The following is a 21,169-nucleotide window of genomic DNA, read 5'->3' as shown; positions in this document are numbered from 1 at the left end:
TTCCTCCTATCTTCTAAATATCCAACGTAGCGTATTTCGCATTTTCTTCGATGAATTTTCTTCTCGGCGGTACCTTATCTCCCATCAGCGTGGTAAATATTTCATCTGCTGCTGCGGAGTCTTCCAACGTAATCTGAATGAGAGTCCGATGATTATAATCCATGGTGGTTTCCCACAACTGATTAAAGTCCATTTCACCCAGACCCTTATACCGCTGAATATCTGCTTTTCCCGGCTTGTCTGACAGGCTGGACATCAGCCGTTCCTGCTCCCGCTCCCCATAGGTATAATAGACCTCCTTACCTTTCTTCGTCTGGAACAAAGGCGGTTGAGCTGCATAAACATAGCCACCTTCAATAAGAGGAGTCATATACCGATAAAAGAAGGTCAGCAGCAATGTCCGAATGTGTGCACCATCCACGTCCGCATCGGTCATGATGATGATTTTGTGATAACGAAGCTTCTCAATATTGAAATCCTGCCCGATACCACAGCCAAACGCCGTTATCATATTTTTAATTTCTTCTGAGTTTAAAATCTTATCTAATCTAGCCTTTTCTACATTGAGAATCTTACCTCGCAAAGGCAGTACAGCCTGCCGCTTTCGATCTCGGCCCTGCTTGGCACTGCCGCCGGCGGAATCTCCCTCGACTAAAAAGATTTCAGATAGAGCTGGATCCTTTTCTGAACAATCCGCCAGTTTGCCCGGCAGAGAAATGCCATCCAAAACACCCTTTCTTCTGGTCAAATCTCGAGCTTTCCGGGCTGCTTCTCTGGCTCTGGCTGCTCGCAGACACTTGTCAATAATAATTCTAGCTTCGTTTGGATGTTCCTCCAGGAAAGCTGTCAAATTTTCATTGGTACTAGTCTCTACGAAACCTCGCATCTCGCTGTTGCCCAACTTCGTCTTTGTCTGACCTTCAAACTGAGGCTCCATCAACTTTACGGAAATAATAGCCGTCAGTCCTTCTCGCACGTCTTCACCAGACAAACTGTCTTCATTTTCCTTGATAAGCTTATTTTTTCGGGCATAATCATTGACGACTCTGGTAAGGGCCGACTTAAAGCCCACCATGTGGGTTCCGCCCTCAGTGGTGTTGATATTATTCGCATAGGACAAAATCAATTCGCTGTAGCTGTCCGTATACTGCATGGCCACTTCTACTTCCAGATTATTGCGGACCAATTCAAAATAAATCACTTCCTGGTGGATAGGCTCTTTATTTTTATTCTGGTGTTTTACAAATTCCTTAATACCACCTTCATAGTGGAATACCAGCTCTCGCTTACTTCCCTCACGCTGGTCTTTCAAGGTTATTTTGATGCCCTTATTTAAAAAGGCCATCTCTCTTAAACGATGCTCTAAAACAGCATAATCAAAAACAATATCCTCAAATATATCAGGATCTGGCCAAAAAGTAGTCTTTGAACCAGTATGTCTGGATTCGCCTACTACCGTAAGCGGCATGGTAGTCTTCCCCTGGCTATAGGTCTGCTTGTATATTTTGCCGTTTCGCTTGATTTCTACTTCCATATTGGTGGAAAGGGCATTAACTACAGAAGCACCTACCCCGTGAAGTCCGCCAGATACTTTGTATCCGCCGCCGCCGAACTTGCCGCCAGCATGGAGCACAGTATGAATAACCTCAACCGCAGGAATACCAAGCTTCGGGTGAGCATCTACCGGCATTCCTCTGCCATCATCCTCTACGGTAACGGAGTTATCTGGATTGATAGTAATGTTAATGGACTTGCAGAAGCCAGCCAAGGCTTCGTCCACACTGTTGTCCACTACTTCGTACACCAGATGGTGAAGCCCTCTTGGGCCAGTGGTTCCGATGTACATGCCTGGTCTTTTTCTAACAGCTTCAAGACCCTCCAGAACTTGTATCTGGGCCGCATCATACTGTTGATTCTTTACTTCTGTACTCAATTTAACTTCTCCTGTTCTCCGGACAGGATCTTTTCTATTTTTCCAATTCATCTAGGCATAGAAAAATAGAGAAGACCCGGCCCCCCAATTTCTAAAAGTTTATACCATAAAAATATTGTTACCAAATTTTAGATACAATATAACTAATCTAGTATACCTTAAAATTTGCGTTTTTACAATCTTTTTTATTATTTTGAACTTTCTTTTTAAAATTATATTTTACCAGCCTTAAATCGTTTATTTAAGGCTTTCTATTACACTCTCAGTATTACACTTCTTTTCTTCCTCAATCTTTCCCTCTGTTACATAAAAAGTCTTTCCCTCCGGCAAGCTGGCCCGCACTTTTTCTGACAGCTCTGCTGATGTAATAAACAGTTGAATATCTGAAAGGGAGTTAATTAGATAATTTTGCCGCTCTTCGTCCAGTTCAGATAAAACATCGTCTAATAGCAATATACAATTTTCTTCTGTTTCTTCCCGTATAAGCATAATTTCAGCCAGCTTTAAGGATAGTGCTGCTGTCCGCTGCTGCCCCTGGGAGCCGTATTTTCGAATGTCTATCCCATTAATGGTTATTTTTAAATCATCTCGATGAGGACCCACGCTAGTAGTTCTTCTGGATAAATCTTTTTCCAATGCCCCTTTTATTTTTTCTAAGAATAGTGCCTGCTGCTCGTCCATACTCTTCATAAAGGGAACATTTGCTTCATACTGCACGTGAAGTTTCTCTTTACCATTCGTGATATTTCTATGAATCTCACTGCTGATACGATCCAGCTTCTTGATAAATTCAGCCCGCTCTATGATAATTCTAGATCCATACTCACAGAGTTCTTGATCCCAGATCTCTAACAGAGACAGCTTCGGCTTCTGCTCCTTAAGCATAGTATTTCTTTGCAGCAAAATTTTTTTATATCTTGCCAAACGATTAAAATACAGGGGCTTAATCTGACACAGCTCTCGATCAATAAATTTTCGTCGCTTTTCTGGCTCTTCTTTGACAATCTTTAAATCTTCTGGAGAAAATACCACAATATAAACGTTCTCCAATAGTTCTGATATCTTGCGGATTTTTCGACCATTCAGCTTTACAGCTTTACTTTCCTTGCTGACCGCCATTTCCACACATACATCTTCATTTTTTTTCTCTGCCTGAATTTTCACCCGAAAAAACTTCTTACCAAACTGAATCATTTCTACATCATTAGCGGTACGAAAAGATTTCCCTAGGGACGAAAGATAGACTGCTTCAATCAAATTCGTCTTTCCTTGAGCATTATTTCCCAATATCAAGTTGACCTTTGGATGAAAAGACAGGTTTAAAGATTCATAATTTCTGAAATCCTGCAATTCCACGGTTGTTATATACATATCTCTTCCCTATTTTCTGCACCGCATTATACCTGGTACCTAATAAAAGCTGCCATAAATGACAGCTTTTATCTTTCTTAATTTCCTGACAGCCGTACAGGCAAAATCAGATAAACAAATTGTCCTCCTTCTACTGGCTTTACCAGACAAGGGCTGACTCCATTGTTCAACTCCAGCCGTATGTTATCATCCTCTATGACTTTTAATACATCAAGGAGATATTTGGAGTTAAACCCAATATCTAAATTTTCTCCTTCCGTGGAGATAATCACTTCTTCCTTGACGTTTCCTTCTTCCGATCTAGAGGTAATAGTCATGTTATTTTCACTAATAGACAATTTTACCAGATTATTTTTACCTTCTTTGGCAAAAAGCGAAGCTCGCTCAATACTCTCCAAAAAATCTCCTCTATTCAAGGTGACAATCGTTTTGCATTCTTTAGGAAGAATATCTCGGTACTTGATAAATTCTCCTTCTAAAAGCCGCAGAACAATTCGAGTCTCATCGAGCAACACTACTGCTTTTTTATTATCCAGGATAATACCTACATCTTCGTCTTCTACCTCTGAAATAATTTTGCTTATTTCAGATAAAATCTTCGCTGTAATGATGATTTTTGTTTCTTCTTCGTTTTTCATCTCTTCTCGGACTACAGCCATTCTAAATCCATCTAAGGCCACCATATTGAGATGATTTTCTTCCAGTTCTATGAGAACTCCTACAATAACACCCTTCGACTCATCTAAGCTGGCTGCAAAAGCGGTCTTGCGAATCATTTCTTTAAATAGTTCTCGGTTAAGCATTAGCTTACTTTGTTCTTCTACTTCTCCAATATTGGGAAATTCATCTGGTGGAAAGCAAACGATATTAAACTGTGAAGACGAACACTGGATAGTGATGTTGTTATCTTCTTTTAGTTCGATGGTGATTTCTTCATTAGGAAGCTTGCGGATGATTTCACCAAAGAGTCTGGATAGAACGACAACCTCTCCTTTTTCTGCTACATAGGCATCTATTTTCTTTTCTATGCTTAAATCCAAATCGGAAGCGGTCAGTACCAGTTGGTTCTCTTCTGCTTTCAGCAAGATCCCCTTTAGAATAGGAATAGTAGTTCTGTTTGTTACAGCCTTGGAGACGGTGTTGATTGCTCTAGATAAAATTTGCTGATTACAGGTGAATTTCATGGGCAACTCCTTTATTCTTTTTAATTTATTTATAGTAGTAATAGTAGTAGGGGCTGTGGATTTGTTGATAACTACCTGGACCCCTTGAAACTGCTAGTGTTTTGCCTGTTGATACTTTGTTGATAACTTGTCTTTTTTTTGCTTGCAAACTCCGTTTTTTTGTGTATAGTTTTTTGGAGGTTACATGCGGCTTTGATTGATGTTTCGCTGAATGGATTCTACTACTTCCTTGATGGATTCATTCATTTTCATTTCAGAAGAAATTTTTTCGCAGCCGTGCATAACAGTAGTATGATCCCTCTTGCCAAAAGCCTCACCAATCTTTGGCAGCGATAAATCGGTCATTTCCCGGCATAGATACATAGCAATTTGTCTTGGAAAGGCCAAGGCTCTAGTTCGTTTGGCGGACTCAATGTCGACCATTTTTATATCAAAGTGTTTGCAAACATATTTTTTAATTACTTCTGGATTGATGATGACGTCTGTATTGGAGATAATATCCTTCAGCACTTCTTTAGCTAGAGATATATTGATTTCTTTATTCATTAGATTTGAAAAGGTAATGACTCGGGAGAAGGCCCCTTCCAACTCTCGGATATTGGATTTAATCTTTCCGGCTATCAAGGCGATAACTTCCATCAGATTATCATCTATGGTGATATTTTCAAGTTCAGCTTTTTTCATCAGAATAGCTACTCGATTTTCATAATCGGCCGGTTGAATGTCAGCAATCATGTTCCATTGGAATCGGGATCGCAGCCGTTCTTCGATGTTTAGCAGCTTAGCTGGCGGTCGGTCACTTGATATAATGATTTGTTTATTCGCTTCGTACAAGGTGTTGAACGTGTGGAAGAATTCTTCTTGAGTGCTGTCTTTACCTTCAATAAATTGTATATCGTCTATGAGCAATACGTCTATATTTCTGTATTTGTTTCGAAATTCCAATGTTTTTCGATCCCCGATGGCCTTGATTAACTCATTGGTAAACATTTCTGAAGATACGTAGAGAACTTTTAGCTTTGGGTAGTTGATCAATATGTATTGTCCAATGGCGTGCATTAGATGCGTCTTACCCAGTCCGGAACCTCCATAAAGGAATAAAGGATTGTAAGAGTCGGATGGATTGGCGGTCACGCAGGATGGAGATTCAGCTACAGCTAGAGACGCTGCGTGAGCATAGCGGTTGTTATTACCCACTACAAAAGCATTAAAATTGTAGCGGGGATTGAAATAATATTCGTCAGGGAACCGCTTGACAAAAGACTCATCGTATTCCTTTTTATAAGGGGCGGGGTCTTCATCCATATCATCCAGCGTTAATTCAATGTTGTATTTTTTAGAAAAAGCGATGGCTACGGTGTTTTCTAGGATAGGCATATATCGGCTTTTAACGATGTTTAAATTCATGTCGTTTAAAAGTTTTAGATATAAGGTATTGTTTTGTTCATCTATTTTTAAAGGGACTATAGGTGAAAACCAAGTGTTGTAGCTGACCTCTGTCAGTTCGGGAGCTAGCAGCTCTAAGGTTTTTTTCCAATTTTCGTTCATATTGTTCATCAATTTACATCCTTATGCTTAAACTAAAATATGTTCCATCTATTTTTAAAGTTAAAGATTGATTTCTGTTAAATATATAATAACAAGTAAGTTATCCACAGGCAATAGCTAAATTTTTTATATTGAAGTTTCAACATTAGCGATTTTATCCACATATAGTGGATAAAATTGTGTATAGTTTTCCTGTGAACAACTAGATATAGTTTTTTAGAGAAAAAAACAAACAAAAAAATATTTATTTATATCTTATAGTCTTTAGAAACTGGTTAAAATCATTGACAGAGAGAATAGTGGACTGTATAATGATATGGCATGTATAGGACATGCGTGGATACGTGTCCGTTGAAATTTAGATGGACGCGAAATTTAAATTAAAAGAAAGAAGCAAGGAGGTATTTAAAGATGAAACAGACTTATCAGCCAAAGAAGAGACAGCGATCCAAAGAACATGGATTTAGAAAAAGAATGAGCACAAAGAACGGTAGAAATGTGTTGAAGAGAAGAAGATTAAGAGGAAGAAAGAAGTTATCTGCATAGAGACCGCAAATGTGGTCTTTTTGTTTTAAAGGTTAACCAAGATACTCTTTAATGGTGAAGTAGTGCTTAAAAAAGATGTATTGCGCAAAAAGAAAGATTTTTCTTCTATTTACAACAGAGGAAAATCCTTAGGTGGAAAATACGTGGTTTTGTTTTATAAAAAAAATCATTTAGGATATAACCGCCTGGGTTTTCTAGCTAGTAAAAAAGTAGGAAATGCTGTGATCAGAAACAGAGCAAGAAGACTGATGAAAGAGAGTTTCAGAAAGATTGCACCAAATCTCGATCAGGGATATGACTTAATTTTCATTGCAAGAAATACTATTCAAGATGTGAAGTGTGATGAGGTGTATAAATCAGCTTCCTCTCTTTTAAAAAAGGCCGGATTGATAAAGAAATGATAAAAGGATTTCTATGTTAAAAAAGATCGTAATAGGAATGGTTAGGGGATATCAAAAATGGATTTCTCCTTTATTTCCGCCGACTTGCCGGTTTTACCCCACGTGTTCGGCATATTTTATTCAAGCAGTGGAAAAATATGGTGTAATAAGGGGCAGTTTTCTTGGGATTAAACGGATCTTAAAATGCCATCCATTTAATCCTGGTGGCTATGATCCTTTAAAGTAGCGGAGGAAATTGATGCAAACAATTATTGGTTTTATTGCAGTGCCTCTGGGGTGGTTGTTAAGTTTTATCTACGGGTTGTTGAACGACTACGGTATTACTTTGATAATTTTCACCGTATTGGTAAAAGGTTGTCTCTATCCACTCTATGCAGCGCAGATTAAATCAACTGCCGGCATGGCAGATATTCAACCAAAAATTCAGGCTTTGCAAAGAAAATATGCAAATGATAAAGAAACGCTGAATGTTAAAATGATGGAACTCTATAAAGAGGAAAAGTTCAATCCGATGGGCGGTTGTTTGCCAATGCTCATTCAGATGCCGATTATATTCGGGCTTTTTGCTTTATTGAGAAGCCCTATGCATTATATTTCAAGCGATTCCATGCTATTGGCCATTCACGAATCCTTTCTTTGGATTATGGATTTGAGTCAGCCGGATTTATGGATCCTTCCAATAGCAGCCGGTATTACGACTTTTATTTCTTTCAATCAGACCCAGTCCCAACAGCAGGGCAACAGCATGAATAATCAGATGGCTCCTATGATGAACATGATGAAATATTTATTTCCAGTCATGATTGTATGGATGGGCCGATCTTTCCCAGCTGGTCTGACTATTTATTGGTTCGTAGGCAACTTAGTACAAATTGCTTTTAACTTTAGACTCAACAAATTGAGAAAAAAGATGAAAGAAGGAACAAATAAAAAGCGGAAAAAATAAAAGTGTATAGATTTGAAGGGAAGTTAATATGGATTACGCAGAAAAGTGTGCAAAGGACGTAGACGAAGCCGTACGTCTGGCCCTCATTGATTTAAATCTTACGATAGATGAAGTAGATGTAATTGTATTGGAAGAATCTTCAAAAGGCTTTTTCGGCATCGGATCAAAGCTTGCTACGGTAAGAGTTCAAAAAAAGGCGCCGAGAACAACGCCTGAAAAGCCTGCAAAAGAAGCTCCGAGTGCAACTGCAGAAAATAGCTCTGTTATAGAGCCTGCAAAAAAAGAAATCGTAAAAAAAGAAAAGAAAGAATTCAAAGATAACAGACACAATAGGAGAAGTGATTTTCTCTTAGATGACATACAAGCAGAGCGTCCAAAGGATTTAGTCCCTGTAGAAAAAGGTCTAGCCTTAGATTTTCTAAAAGATGTGACGGAGAAGATGGGCATCGAAGTGACTGTTACTGCTGAAGAAAATGAAAATAGCATTTACATCGATATTAACGGCAAAGATTCTGGAACGGTTATTGGAAAACGCGGACAGACTCTGGATGCCATTCAGTATTTGACACGCCTGGTTGTAAATAAGGAAGATGAAAAATATAAACGGGTAGTAGTCGATGCAGAGAATTATCGAGCAAAGAGAGAAAAGACTTTGGAACAGCTAGCCAACAGACTGGCAGACAAGGTTGTTAGAACAAAGAAGAGTGTAAGGCTGGAACCAATGAATCCGTATGAGCGGAAAATTATTCACGCAACTCTTCAAGGCAACCCTATAATCACTACAAGAAGTGAAGGTGAAGAACCTTATAGAAGGGTTATTATAGAAATGAAATAATGAGAAATAGCCCTTTGGGGCTATTTTTTATTAGATGGTAAATCTTAATCTACTTTTAAGTTTTACTGGCTAGAGCAAAACGGTGAACAAGATTTACACTGGATGGAGAGTATAGATGGAAGATACAATAGCAGCTGTTGCCACTGCCTACGGAGAAGGGGGCATCGGTATCGTGCGCATAAGCGGGGAACAAGCCCTGCCCATTTTAAACAGAATATTTCAGCCTATGAGAAAGAATCGAATTCAGGGAAATCCCGATATTAGATTTCAACCAGAAGGCTTTGGAACTACTATAGGAGAGCCTATAGTAAATAGGCGATTAACATACGGACATGTTATTGACTGGGAGACTAGTCAAGTATTAGACGAGGTATTGGCTGTTTATATGAAAGGTCCTTACACATATACGGCAGAAGATGTGGTGGAAGTCAACTGTCATGGCAGCATTGTTGCTTTGCGAAAGGTCTTGGCGTTAATTTTGAAAAGCGGAGCCAGGTTGGCCGATCCAGGGGAATTCACTAAAAGAGCCTTTTTGAATGGTCGGTTGGATCTTACTCAAGCAGAAGCAGTCATTGATTTAATTCGGGCTAAAAGTGATCGAAGTTTTGACGTGGCCTTGAGTCAGCTGGATGGGAAGCTGTCTCAGACAATTCAAGAAATCCGCAGCAAGCTTATGGATCAGCTAGTGAGTCTGACAGTAAATATTGATTATCCAGACGAAGATATTGAAGAAATAACCTATGAGTCTTTATTAAACAATCTATTGGTAATAAACGATATGATTGTGAAATTAATAGACTCAGCGGATACCGGCCGCATAATTAAAGAAGGCTTTAAGGTGGCTATTGTAGGGAAGCCTAATGTGGGAAAATCCTCCCTGATGAATGCTCTCTTAAAAGAAAATAGAGCTATCGTTACGGATATCCCAGGAACTACTCGGGATACCATCGTGGAAGATATGACAATCAGAAACATTCCTATAAAGCTTATTGATACAGCAGGAATTCACTATACAGAGGATCAAGTAGAAAAAATTGGTATTGAAAAGAGCAAGGAATCTTTTAATCAAGCCGACTTAATTCTTTTGATTTTAGATGGAAGTCAAGCCTTATCGAAGGAAGATGAAGAGATCATTCAGGTAGTAGGACAGCGAAAAGCAATGATTTTATTAAATAAAATGGATTTGGGTCAAGTGATAGAAGAAGAGGCCTTGAGAGAAAAGCTACCTCAGGCGGTCTTTATCAAAGCAGCAGTAAAAGATGGTCAGGGAATCCGTGAGATTGAAGAGCAAGTTGAAGAATTGGTTTTCAAAGGACAGGTAAAGCAAAGCGGCAGCACTTTTATTACTAATGTTCGGCAGGTGGAACTGCTGCGTTTGGCTAAAAGTTCTTTGGAGGATGGGATTCAGATGGCTCGTCTGGGAGAGGCCCTGGAGTTTATCGAAATTGATGTAAAGCGAGGGTTTGAGCTTCTGGGTGAAATCATTGGAGAGACCGTCAGTGAGAGTATTATTGATGAAGTATTCTCCCGATTCTGCCTTGGGAAATAATGCGGCAGCTAGAGTCGGTGCTCATGAAATATAGTGTAGTGAAAAGAAAAAACGGGATGAAGTATAGATGATGCAAGAGATAGGTGGTGAACGGAATGAATTATTATAAAATGGGTGAGTACGATGTGATTGTTATTGGTGCAGGCCATGCGGGCTGCGAAGCAGCGTTAGCTTCGGCTCGGATGGGAAAGAAGACCTTAGCTCTTTCTATAAATTTAGAGGCTGTGGCCATGATGGCCTGCAATCCTTCAATAGGTGGTACCGGCAAAGGCCATTTAGTTCGAGAAATTGATGCTCTCGGAGGAGAGATGGGCTTGAATATTGACAAGACCTTTATCCAGAGCAAGATGCTCAATACAGCGAAGGGTCCAGCTGTTCATTCTCTGCGGGCTCAGGCAGACAAGCATCGCTATCACGAAGAAATGAAGCGGACGATGGAGCAGCAGGAAAACCTTGATTTGAAACAAGGGGAGGTTGTCGACCTCTTTGTAGAAGAAGGTAAAGTAACTGGCATAGTGTTGCGCACAGGTGCTGCATACATGGCTAAGGCAGTCATTTTGGCTACGGGGACTTTCCTGCGCGGAAAAATATTTATTGGGGAATGGTCTTTTAATAGTGGTCCTAACGGTCTGGCGCCCTCTATGGAGTTGGCGGATAACCTGAACAAATATGGTTTAAGCCTTCGGCGGTTTAAGACAGGGACTCCTGCTCGAGCTCTTGCCAGCAGTTTGAATTATGAGCGGATGCAAGAGCAGCTGGGAGATGAAAAAGTAGTACCTTTTTCTTTTATGAACGATCAATTAGAAAAAAATCAAGTATCTTGTTGGTTGACTTATACGAATGAAACAACCCATGAAGTTATTCGCCGAAACTTTTCCCGGTCGGCTTTGTTCGGGGGGCAGATTGAGGGTATAGGGCCCCGGTATTGCCCGTCTATTGAGGATAAGGTAAATCGTTTTAGCGATAAGGAGCGTCATCAGTTATTTGTAGAGCCGGAAGGCCTTCAGACGGAAGAAATGTATATACAAGGGATGTCTTCCAGTTTGCCGGAGGATATCCAAGAGGAGTTTTACAAGACTATTCCTGGATTGGAGAATTTGAAGATTACTCGCCCAGCTTATGCCATCGAATATGATTGCATTGACCCGTTGCGGTTGAAAAGTAGTTTGGAAAGTCGAGATATAGATAATTTGTTTTGTGCTGGTCAGTTCAATGGCAGCTCAGGTTACGAGGAAGCCGCAGCACAAGGACTTATGGCTGGTGTTAATGCAGCTCTTCGCGTGGACGGAAAAGAACCTTTTGTATTGGATCGGTCAGAGGCCTATATTGGTGTGCTCATTGACGATCTGGTCACGAAGGGAACCAATGAGCCTTATCGCATTATGACTTCTCGAGCTGAATATCGGTTGGTGCTCCGACAGGATAACGCAGATTTACGGCTGACAGAAAAGGCTTATAGCCTAGGGCTGGTGACAGAGGAGCGATATAAGCGGTTTTTGGCAACAAAGGATCAGGCGGAAGCAGAAATGGCTCGACTGCAAACCGTAATGATTTCCCCCTCAGAAAAGACAAATCAATATTTAGAAAGTATAGGAAGTTCTGTTTTAAAAAGCGGTGTCACGCTTTATGAATTATTGAAGCGGCCAGAACTTACCTATGAATCTTTAGCGATTTTGGACCCGGAGAGAAAAACGAATTTATCTATGCATGCCATCACCCAGGTGGAAGTTCAGGTAAAGTATACGGGGTATATTGCTAAGCAGCTTCAGCAGATTGAACGGTTCAAAAAACTAGAGAATAAAAAGCTGAGTCCAGAGCAAGATTATAGTCAAGTAGAGGGCATGAGATTGGAAGCTATTCAAAAGCTGAATCAATTTAAGCCCATATCGGTAGGACAGGCATCGCGGATATCTGGAGTATCTCCAGCGGACATTAATGTCTTACTGGTGTTTTTGGAAAAAGTGAAAAGGAGCAGAAAAAACGGATGACTATGACATTATTGGAAAGAGCCTTTGAGGAACTGAGAATTCCTTATGATGGGGTAATAATGGACCGATTTCAGAAGTACATGCAAGGCATTTTAACCTGGAATGAAAAGATCAATTTGACAGCCATCACGGAAGAAGAAGAATTTATAAAAAAGCATTATATGGATTCCGTAGCCTGTTATGGTTTTCCAGAGATTCAGAAGGCAGAGCGGTTAATCGATGTTGGGACCGGCGGGGGATTTCCAGGGGTGCCTCTGGCTATTCTTTTTCCGCAAAAGCAGTTTGTTCTCATGGATTCTTTGAAAAAACGTTTAAATATAATAGACGATTTGACTTCGGATTTGGGCATAACCAATGTAACGACTCTTCATGGACGAGCGGAGGATTTGGGTCAGAGCAAGGAGCACCGAGAGCAGTATGATATTTGCATATCTCGGGCTGTGGCTAACCTAGCGACCTTGTCAGAGTATTGTTTGCCCTTTGTTAAACCAGAGGGAGCATTTCTGGCCTATAAAGGCGTCAAGGCGGAGGAGGAAGTTCGAGAAGGGAAGAAAGCGATTGCTCTTTTAGGAGGACAAATTTCCCGGGAAGAGTCTATTCCGTTTTCCAACTACGATATGGATCATTTAATCATCGTCATCAACAAGGTTCAGAAGACTCCCGCAAAATACCCAAGAAAAGCGGGAACACCATCGAAAGAGCCACTGAAATAGCAATTTCAGTGGTTTTTTGTTTATCATAAGGGGCTTTTAATTGGACAGGCTTTTCGATAAGATAGAAGTAACAAAGGGTATGCTTCAAGAAGTTTTATTATCGGGAGGATGGTTTGATGTTTCATAAAAAAAATACAGAGGTTCCTGTTGATTTGATTCGCATGAATCCAGATCAACCTAGAAAAGTCTTTAATGAAAGTGATATGTTGGAATTAGCTGATTCCATACGGGAATATGGGGTGCTCCAGCCTATTATCGTCAGCCGGGACAAAGAGGGGCAATATTTTTTGATTGCAGGGGAACGTCGGCTGAGGGCATCTAAAATGGCAGGGCTTTCTCGGGTACCGGTAATCATTAAAGAGGTGGATGCCAGAGATATCGCGTTGATTGCTCTGGTGGAGAACGTTCAGCGGGAAAATTTAAGCTATCTAGAAGAGGCGATTGCCTATAAGAAGTTAATGGAGGATTTTGGACTTTCTCAGATGGAACTTTCAAAGCGGGTAGGGAAGCAGCAGTCTACTATATCAAATAAGATTCGATTGTTGGCACTGCCAAAGGATATTCAGGAAATACTGATCAGCAATCAGTTGACTGAGCGTCATGCTCGTGCTCTTTTAAAATTAGAAGATGAAGACTTGCGAAAGAGGGTTCTGGATCGAGTAGTAGACAATAACCTGAATGTTAAGCAAACAGAACGGCTGATAGAAGATGTGCTCAGTAAAAAGCAGGAGGAGATGCGTAAAGCCCATAAGTTAAGGTATATTAATTATAAGATTTATATTAATTCCATCAGAAAGACTTTTGATCAGATTAAGGATGCAGAGTCTAATGCAAAATATTACCAACAGGATTTAGGAGATATGTTAGAAATCAAAATTTTGATACCAAAAAATAGTACTTGTGATAAAGTGAGCTGACAAACAGAAGTAAAAATAAAATTACAAAAAATGTAAAATCGAACGAGAAAAAAGCTAGTGTAAACCAGTTGTTATCTTTGTAGAACAACTGGTTTTTTTGCGAAAAAATGTTTATAACTTATAGATGTTTCACGTGAAACATTTATAAATTAGTTAATAAAAAACATCTGCAAAAATAAGAAATATGCAATCCATTAATATAATACTAGGTTTAGTTGACGTATGTTTCACGTGAAACATAATAGACTAGTAAAAATACAAGATTTGACTTCGGATTTTGCTTTTTTTATGTTTTTTTTGTGAAAATATGCGATATTCTATAAAAAGTAGTGGTTAATTGTACTGTTGTATAATATAATATTACTTAGGGTATAGAACTCTTATTAAAATGAAATTATCTAGAAAATTACATAAAAATAAAAGGAGATAAGCTTTGGGAAAGACAATAGCGATATTTAACCAAAAAGGCGGGGTAGGTAAAACTACCACCAATATAAATTTGGCAGCTTGTTTGGCACTAAAAGGTAAAAAAGTATTAATTCTTGATATTGATCCACAGGGAAATACTACTAGTGGTGTAGGCATATCAAAAAAGGGTTTAGATCGGACTACTTATGAGATTTTAGTAGATGATAGCATCACTCCAGAGGAGGCCATCATACATACTAGTGTAGAAAATATGGATATTATTCCGGCTAGTGTGCAATTAGCTGGAGCAGAGATTGAATTAGTCCAGTTAGAAGGCAGAGAAAAGCGGTTAAAGAAGGCCATTGACAGGATTAAGTCTAATTATGACTATATATTTATTGATTGTCCGCCTTCATTAGGTTTATTGACTATCAATTCGCTTACTGCTGTAGATAGTGTGCTTATACCAATTCAATGTGAATTCTACGCCTTAGAAGGTGTTAGCCAACTAATGAGCACGATTGAATTGGTTAAGAAGAGTTTAAATCCAAACTTGCAAATTCAAGGTGTTATTTTAAGCATGTTTGATGGAAGAACCAATCTATCTATTCAGGTAGTAGAAGAAGTGAAAAAATACTTCCGAGAAAAAGTATATACTACAGTAATACCGAGAAATGTACGATTAGCAGAGGCGCCTAGTTATGGAATGCCTATTACAGAATATGACCCAAAATCCGCTGGTGCAGCAGCTTATCATGAATTTGCTGAGGAGTTTTTAGATTTGGAGGCAGAAGAATAATGGCAGTACCCAAGAACAGAGGATTAGGGAGAGGATTAGAAGAGCTTTTTAGTGCTGTTGAAATTAATGCCAAAGAAGTAACTAAAGAGGAGAGCAGTCTAGAAGATATAGAGACAGCGAATAAGAATACTATTTTGTATTTGGACATTAATGATATAAAACCCAATGCAAATCAGCCTAGAAAGCGGTTTGATGATGAAAAGATTGATGAACTGGCTTCTTCTATTGAGACTTATGGTGTTATACAGCCTATTGTTTTGAGAAAATCAGCAGTGGGTTATGAGATCGTAGCGGGAGAAAGAAGATGGCGGGCTGCGAGAAAGGCTAATCTTAAGAAAGTCCCTTGCATTTTAAAAGAATTGACCGAAGAAGAAAACATGGTTATTTCTATTATAGAAAACATGCAGCGGGAGGACTTGAATCCTATAGAAGAGGCAGAAGCGTTGCAGCAGATGATCCAACGGTTTGGGTTGAGTCAAGAACAAGTATCTAAAAGTGTAGGCAAGAGTCGACCTTACATAACCAATGCCCTACGGCTTTTAAAACTTCCTTTTGAAGTTAGAGCCTATGTATTAGAAGGACGGTTGACAAACGGTCATGCCAGAGCTATTGCCGGTATCGAAGATGAAACCCTGCAAGTAGCTGTAGCAGATAAAGCTGTAGAAGAAGGGCTTTCTGTTAGGGAAGTAGAGAACCTAGTTAAGAGCATCGGTGAGCCTAAAATTAAAAAACAAAGTGAAAAAAGAATAAAGTCACCAGATGTACTAAAGGTAGAAGAGGAACTAAAAGAGGTACTGGGCACAAAAGTCAGCTTGAGGCATACTGGTAACAAAGGGAAAATTGAAATTGAGTATTATACTCGTGAAGACCTGGAGCGGTTGATTGAGTTTTTAAGAAATGTAAAATAAAGAAAAAGAATCGCATTTATAGTTATATATGAATGCGATTCTTCATATTCAGCTATATGTTTCACGTGAAACATATAGCAATTATATAATTGACATAAAACTACTACCCGATAATATTTTTAAAGGTAGGAAACAAGTTAGCCATAAAGATAAAATAGAAAGGCGAATTTATTTATGCTATATAGTCTCTTAATCATCTATGCTCTTTGGAATATTGTTACTTTTCTTCTCATGGGAATAGATAAGTATAAAGCGCAGCATGACAAATGGCGAATAAGTGAAACGACTCTTCTAATAACGGCTTTTGCCATGGGAGGAGTTGGAAGTGTAATGGGCGGGCAGATCTTTCACCATAAGACACGAAAAAGAAAATTTAAAATTTTACTGCCAGCAGCACTTTGTTGTAACTTGGCGGTGCTATCCTATATTTTGTTGCATATAGGATAACAATAGTTGATATTTCATAGCCTTTCACAGGATAAGCCGATAGCCTTTATATCTTAATAAGACAAAAAATAGAAGTAGCACCGTTTACAATCTCTCAAACGCTTGTACAGTAAACGGTGCTACTTCTGTTCAGTTTGCATTTCTGGTGGACTCACCCCTTTCTATCGATACCAACTTCTAAAATAGCTTAGGTTTCCAATGAATGGAATCTATAGTAGATTTAGTACCTTTTGCTTGTGTTGTATCTTTATTATAACATAAGTTTTTAGAATTGCAAGTATTTTCTGAAAATATTTTGATTGATTTTGTTGAAACTTTTAATAGAAATTTTATCTAAATTTGCGTGTTAACAAGCAAATAATAGTCGAAAAACGAGGAAAATAATAGAATAGCATAGGGGATAAGGGCAGAAAGAGGCGATTGTTAAGAAAGAATTAATATATGAGAGAAGAATTTTACTGTATAATTAATGCTGTAGATAGTGCGCTGTTTTCGCAAGGGAGCATCGATTAACGCATTAAATTTTACGTGTATGTACAGAAGGGGATTGAATAAATGGCAAAAGATGAAAAGAAAAAATTCAAGAAAAAATGGATTATTATTCCAGTAGTTATTTTTGTAGTAATAGCTGTGGCCTGCTTTTTCACACAAAATATGGGCAAAGCTAAGACGACCGGCTATCCGGTAACGGCAGGCGAAGCAAAACAGACTACTTTGCGAGAAGTGGTTTCCATAAAGGGTAATGTAGAAGGCTCGGAAAAAGCTGAAATTCAGTCTACTCAAGCCGCAGAGGTTAAAGCTGTCTACGTAGACGAAGGAGATCGGGTCAAGAAAGGTCAGTTGCTGGCTACCTTGGACAGCGGAGATTTAAATGAACAATATGCGAAGGCACAGATTACAGTTGCCGAATCAAAACGTAAATATGAAGATGCTAAGCTACTGTATGAACAGGGAGCACTGGCGGAAAACGACTACCTGGTAGCCAAGGCCGCTTATGATTCGGATGTACTGTCTCTAGGAACTTATGACTTTGATAAAGTAAATATTACCAGCCCGATAGACGGAACGGTAACGCGAGTAAATGTCACCGTAGGCAGCAATTCTAACGACACCACAGACAATAAATCCATGTTTGTTATCGAAGATTTACAGCACCTGCAGTTGAAAGTAAAGGTCAGTGAATACGACATTAGTAAAATTCAAGTGGGACAAAAGGTTACCATCACAGCCGACGTGCTGGGCGAAGGAACGGCTACGGGCATCGTGGCAAAAATAGCGCCTTCTGGTGAAACGAAAGATGGTACTACCAGTGAAAAGGTCATCCCGGTAGACATCGATATTAAAGACAGCGAAGGAAAGCTAATAGCGGGTGTAACGGCAAAGGCTGAGATTCTCATTCATGAAAAAACAGATACGCTGGCAGTTCCAGTAGATGCTATCCTTGAAGATGTTAACGATGGGGCTGATTACGTGTTTGTCATAAAAAAGAGTAAGCTTCAAAAAGTTCCAGTAGAACTGGGTATTGAAGGAGACTTCGACAGCGAGATTATTACCGATAAAATTAAAGTAGGTGATCAGGTAGTATTATCGCCTAATTACGATTTGACTGACGGCATGGAAGTCACTGTTTCCGATCCAAACGCCATGTAAAAGAAAGCAGGGATAATATGAGCAGTGAATTAATCAATATATGCGGTCTGATTAAGACCTACAAAAACGGGAGCATTGAGGTACAGGCTCTAAAGGGTATCGACCTTGCCATTGAGAAAGGGGAGTTTGTAGCCATCATGGGCACTTCTGGATCAGGTAAATCGACCTTAATGAATATATTGGGGTGCCTGGACCGACCGAGCGGTGGAGAATATATGCTGGAAGGCATCAATATCAGTGGAAAGAATGACAAGGAACTATCCTATATACGAAATAAAAAGATTGGTTTTGTGTTTCAATCCTTTAATCTCATATCCAGGACCAGTGCCTTAAAAAATGTGGAATTACCGATGATTTATGCAAAGTTAGGGGCCGGGGCTAGAAAAAAGAGAGCCTTTGAGCTGCTGGAAAGCGTTGGACTTGGAACTAGAGCGGAGCATATGCCAAATGAGCTGTCTGGAGGGCAGCGGCAGCGGGTAGCCATTGCCAGAGCCTTGGCCAATCAGCCACCTATTATTCTGGCAGACGAGCCGACCGGAAATCTGGACTCTCGCTCCTCCGTGGAGATTATGGAGTTGTTTACTAAGTTGAATCGGGAAAACGGAAACACCGTTATTATTGTTACCCATGAACCGGATATAGCAGAGTTTACTGATCGAGTGATTACCTTTAAGGACGGTCAGATTATCAGTGACAACTGGACAAAGAATGGTGAAGCGCAGCGGAAGCTAAAAGAGGCAGTGAAAGCCAGAGAAGAAGCTAATGTGCCTAAAAACGAAGAGGAGGTGGAGACATGCTCCTTATAGAGAACATTAAATTGGCACTTTCCGCCATTCGAGTAAATAAAATGCGTTCCTTCCTAACCATGCTGGGCATCATTATCGGTATCAGCTCAGTTATCGCCATCACTTCCATCGGAGACAGTGCCAAGGGTGCTGTCAGCAAAGAGTTTGAAGGCTACAATGCCAATATGTACATCATGGTTAACTGGGAGATGACAGAGGACGGCATTGATGCCAGGGATTTCTTTTATAAAGATGATTTGGAAGCACTAAGAGCTCGTTTCCCCGATAAAATAAAGTACTCCGTTCTGGGATCTAGTGCTTCCAGCGAAGCAAAAATCGGCAGGTTGAAGGGTAAATTTGAGATGAGCGGCATTGACGCAGACTATTTTAACTTTGACGTAAAGAATATCCTTATTCATGGCCGGAGTATCAACAAGAGTGACGTGGCTGCCCGAAAGGAAGTCATCGTCATTGAGGAGAAAGCCGCTAAATACTTTTTCAATAAAGAGGATGCAGTTGGCCAGACCATTCCTGTCACTATTCTAGGAAATAATGTGGATTTAACAGTGGTAGGAGTCTATAAGCAGGAAGCTTCTGTATTTTCTGGACTGAACAACTCTGGAAACTATTCTGCTTATATTCCTTATACCTTGGGTCTTAATCCAGATGAGGGAGCTTCGTACATTGATATTTATGCGGATGAGAATTTGGATCAAAGTGCTCAAGCAGAAGAGTTTGCTGCTTATCTGACCAAGATAAAAAAGGTGCAAGATGGGTTTTACCGTGCAGACACGGCAGAATCTCAGCTAGGCACCATCAATACCATATTGGGGACGCTGTCAATCGCCATTGGGGCAATTGCTGCGATTTCTCTTCTGGTAGGCGGAATTGGTATTATGAATATTATGCTGGTTTCCGTTACGGAACGGACTCGGGAGATTGGTATTCGTAAATCTCTAGGCGCCCAGACCAAAGATATTCTGACTCAGTTTCTTATAGAGGCGATGATCTTGTCTGTTATCGGCGGAATGATTGGTACGGGCATTGGTATCGGCATCGCAGCTATCGGCATGTCTGTTGCGGGTATCAGCGTAGTGATTAATCCGATGGTTATCGTAGTGGCTGTGGCCTTTTCCGCTTTCGTGGGTATTTTCTTCGGAATATTCCCAGCTCGGAAAGCCGCCAGTCTGGATCCAATCGAAGCTCTGCGCTACGAATAAAGACAAAGCCATCAAATGGCCTAGCAAGACTGAGATATATCGCAAATCGTATAAATGTTCTAACAGAGGCCTAAAATTGCTTAAACAGCTATTTTAGGCCTCTGCTTTTTTTGTCTTTTTTCTGGTCATTTGTATCCCTTTTATATTATATAAAAGGGAGGCTTGATTTTAAATTTTTATTCCTGGCAAGATTTTAAAAAATGTAAATTCATTTTCCTCCTTAATCTGTGTATCCTATCACTTGCCAATTAACTGGTAAGTAAACATAAATGATGGTTCTTTTTAATGATGAAATTACAAATTAACCTCACTTTATCAATGGACTATTTTCAATCATCTTTTTTCTAACTTCATTCTAATTTTTCTAAAAAGCGGTTTATAAAAAGTACTCGGCCAACTTTTTAAAAGATTAAGCATTAAATTAGAGTCGTTTTATGTTCAGCCGAAAATTTTACTTAAAGTTTTGGCTCAAAAAACCTAAAAATTATTTAAGGTTTACTCTATATCAGTGCATACCAAAATTATAAATTGCACGAAACCTTTGAAAAACAAGCATTGAAGAAAAAATCGGCATTTGTTTCATGTAAAAGTCAGTTTGAATCTTTTTACTGTTTAGAAGATAGAGAAGAAGCTTCAACTGTTACGTTGTATTATAATTGTAATACAATAAAAAGAGCTAAATTTAAGAAAAATACCAAATAATAGAAATTTACACCGATAGGTTGAAAAAACGATCAAAAAATGTTGAAGAATACTCTTGTAAATCCAGCAAAAATACTTACATATTATGTAAGTAGCCTTTAAAACTTAAAATAGAGGTTTTGTTTTGTTGTATAGAGAAGAAAATTTTTTTATACAAAGAAAAATACGTCGACAGCAGGAGACGACAAAATATTTTTATTTTTTAATATAAATCTGGAATAAAAGGAAAAGTTAAGTATACAAATCCTGAAATTTAAACGATTTTGTCAAAATTTGAAATGAAAATTGTATTTTAAACATAATACAATAGTACATAAAA

At 39.2% G+C, this 21,169-nt stretch carries 19 protein-coding genes; 15 read left to right on the top strand and 4 right to left on the bottom strand.

The genetic code is table 11. The features are described 5' to 3' along the window. Positions 1-13: 13 nt before the first annotated feature. The 4 genes from gyrB to dnaA form a co-directional block, all read right to left on the bottom strand. Positions 14-1,933 (bottom strand): DNA topoisomerase (ATP-hydrolyzing) subunit B, encoded by a 1,920-nt coding sequence (gene gyrB / locus Ami103574_RS00790; protein ID WP_246213174.1) that lies wholly within the window; start codon positions 1,931-1,933, stop codon positions 14-16. A 237-nt stretch (positions 1,934-2,170) separates the two neighbouring features. Next, positions 2,171-3,304 carry a DNA replication/repair protein RecF gene (gene recF / locus Ami103574_RS00785; protein WP_163064852.1) on the bottom strand — a complete coding sequence of 378 codons (1,134 nt, stop codon included), beginning with the start codon at positions 3,302-3,304 and terminating at the stop codon, positions 2,171-2,173. Between the two features lie 77 nt (positions 3,305-3,381). Beyond that, entirely contained in the window at positions 3,382-4,488 is a 1,107-nt protein-coding gene (gene dnaN, locus Ami103574_RS00780; protein WP_163064851.1) for a DNA polymerase III subunit beta, read from the bottom strand. Between the two features lie 180 nt (positions 4,489-4,668). Then, entirely contained in the window at positions 4,669-6,045 is a 1,377-nt protein-coding gene (gene dnaA / locus Ami103574_RS00775) for a chromosomal replication initiator protein DnaA (protein ID WP_163064850.1), read from the bottom strand. A 402-nt stretch (positions 6,046-6,447) separates the two neighbouring features. On the opposite strand from dnaA, the gene rpmH reads away from it, so the two are divergent. The 15 genes from rpmH (at position 6,448) to Ami103574_RS00700 (ending at position 20,148) form a co-directional block, all read left to right on the top strand. Beyond that, a complete protein-coding gene (gene rpmH / locus Ami103574_RS00770; RefSeq protein WP_163064849.1) occupies positions 6,448-6,582 on the top strand; it encodes a 50S ribosomal protein L34 in 135 nt (44 codons plus the stop codon). Between the two features lie 62 nt (positions 6,583-6,644). Then, positions 6,645-6,983, top strand: coding sequence for a ribonuclease P protein component (rnpA, locus tag Ami103574_RS00765; RefSeq protein ID WP_163064848.1), 339 nt, complete (start codon positions 6,645-6,647; stop codon positions 6,981-6,983). A 13-nt stretch (positions 6,984-6,996) separates the two neighbouring features. Beyond that, positions 6,997-7,209: a membrane protein insertion efficiency factor YidD gene (gene yidD, locus Ami103574_RS00760; protein ID WP_163064847.1), complete on the top strand. Its 213-nt coding sequence runs from the start codon at positions 6,997-6,999 to the stop codon at positions 7,207-7,209. Between the two features lie 12 nt (positions 7,210-7,221). After that, entirely contained in the window at positions 7,222-7,929 is a 708-nt protein-coding gene (locus Ami103574_RS00755; protein ID WP_170295606.1) for a YidC/Oxa1 family membrane protein insertase, read from the top strand. 28 nt (positions 7,930-7,957) lie between these two features. Next, on the top strand, positions 7,958-8,764 hold the full coding sequence (gene jag, locus Ami103574_RS00750) for an RNA-binding cell elongation regulator Jag/EloR (protein ID WP_163064846.1): 807 nt from the start codon (positions 7,958-7,960) through the stop codon (positions 8,762-8,764). A 115-nt stretch (positions 8,765-8,879) separates the two neighbouring features. Continuing rightward, positions 8,880-10,313, top strand: coding sequence for a tRNA uridine-5-carboxymethylaminomethyl(34) synthesis GTPase MnmE (gene mnmE / locus Ami103574_RS00745; RefSeq protein ID WP_163064845.1), 1,434 nt, complete (start codon positions 8,880-8,882; stop codon positions 10,311-10,313). Positions 10,314-10,408: 95 nt separating this feature from the next. Beyond that, the gene (mnmG, locus tag Ami103574_RS00740; protein WP_163064844.1) at positions 10,409-12,301 is read left to right on the top strand and encodes a tRNA uridine-5-carboxymethylaminomethyl(34) synthesis enzyme MnmG; all 1,893 of its coding nucleotides are present in this window, start codon (positions 10,409-10,411) and stop codon (positions 12,299-12,301) included. Then, positions 12,298-13,014, top strand: coding sequence for a 16S rRNA (guanine(527)-N(7))-methyltransferase RsmG (rsmG, locus tag Ami103574_RS00735; protein ID WP_163064843.1), 717 nt, complete (start codon positions 12,298-12,300; stop codon positions 13,012-13,014). Before mnmG ends, rsmG begins: the two co-directional genes overlap by 4 nt. A gap of 116 nt (positions 13,015-13,130) precedes the next feature. Further along, complete coding sequence (locus tag Ami103574_RS00730) at positions 13,131-13,931, top strand: ParB/RepB/Spo0J family partition protein (RefSeq protein ID WP_163064842.1); 801 nt, start codon at positions 13,131-13,133, stop codon at positions 13,929-13,931. A gap of 433 nt (positions 13,932-14,364) precedes the next feature. Further along, positions 14,365-15,138: a ParA family protein gene (locus Ami103574_RS00725; protein WP_163064841.1), complete on the top strand. Its 774-nt coding sequence runs from the start codon at positions 14,365-14,367 to the stop codon at positions 15,136-15,138. Continuing rightward, positions 15,138-16,046 (top strand): ParB/RepB/Spo0J family partition protein, encoded by a 909-nt coding sequence (locus Ami103574_RS00720; protein ID WP_163064840.1) that lies wholly within the window; start codon positions 15,138-15,140, stop codon positions 16,044-16,046. The genes Ami103574_RS00725 and Ami103574_RS00720 overlap by 1 nt, the downstream gene beginning before the upstream one ends. Before the next feature lie 174 nt (positions 16,047-16,220). Further along, the gene (locus Ami103574_RS00715) at positions 16,221-16,493 is read left to right on the top strand and encodes a DUF1294 domain-containing protein (RefSeq protein ID WP_163064839.1); all 273 of its coding nucleotides are present in this window, start codon (positions 16,221-16,223) and stop codon (positions 16,491-16,493) included. 555 nt (positions 16,494-17,048) lie between these two features. Beyond that, complete coding sequence (locus Ami103574_RS00710) at positions 17,049-18,143, top strand: efflux RND transporter periplasmic adaptor subunit (protein WP_163064838.1); 1,095 nt, start codon at positions 17,049-17,051, stop codon at positions 18,141-18,143. 17 nt (positions 18,144-18,160) lie between these two features. Beyond that, the gene (locus tag Ami103574_RS00705) at positions 18,161-18,949 is read left to right on the top strand and encodes an ABC transporter ATP-binding protein (protein ID WP_163064837.1); all 789 of its coding nucleotides are present in this window, start codon (positions 18,161-18,163) and stop codon (positions 18,947-18,949) included. Continuing rightward, positions 18,937-20,148 carry an ABC transporter permease gene (locus tag Ami103574_RS00700; protein ID WP_163064836.1) on the top strand — a complete coding sequence of 404 codons (1,212 nt, stop codon included), beginning with the start codon at positions 18,937-18,939 and terminating at the stop codon, positions 20,146-20,148. The genes Ami103574_RS00705 and Ami103574_RS00700 overlap by 13 nt, the downstream gene beginning before the upstream one ends. Positions 20,149-21,169: the final 1,021 nt, after the last annotated feature.

The organism is Aminipila butyrica, from assembly GCF_010669305.1.
GTDB classification, from domain to species: Bacteria; Bacillota; Clostridia; order Peptostreptococcales; family Anaerovoracaceae; genus Aminipila; species Aminipila butyrica.
The sequence above is the reverse complement of the archived record's forward strand: the minus strand, read 5'-3'. Positions and strand labels throughout refer to the sequence as shown.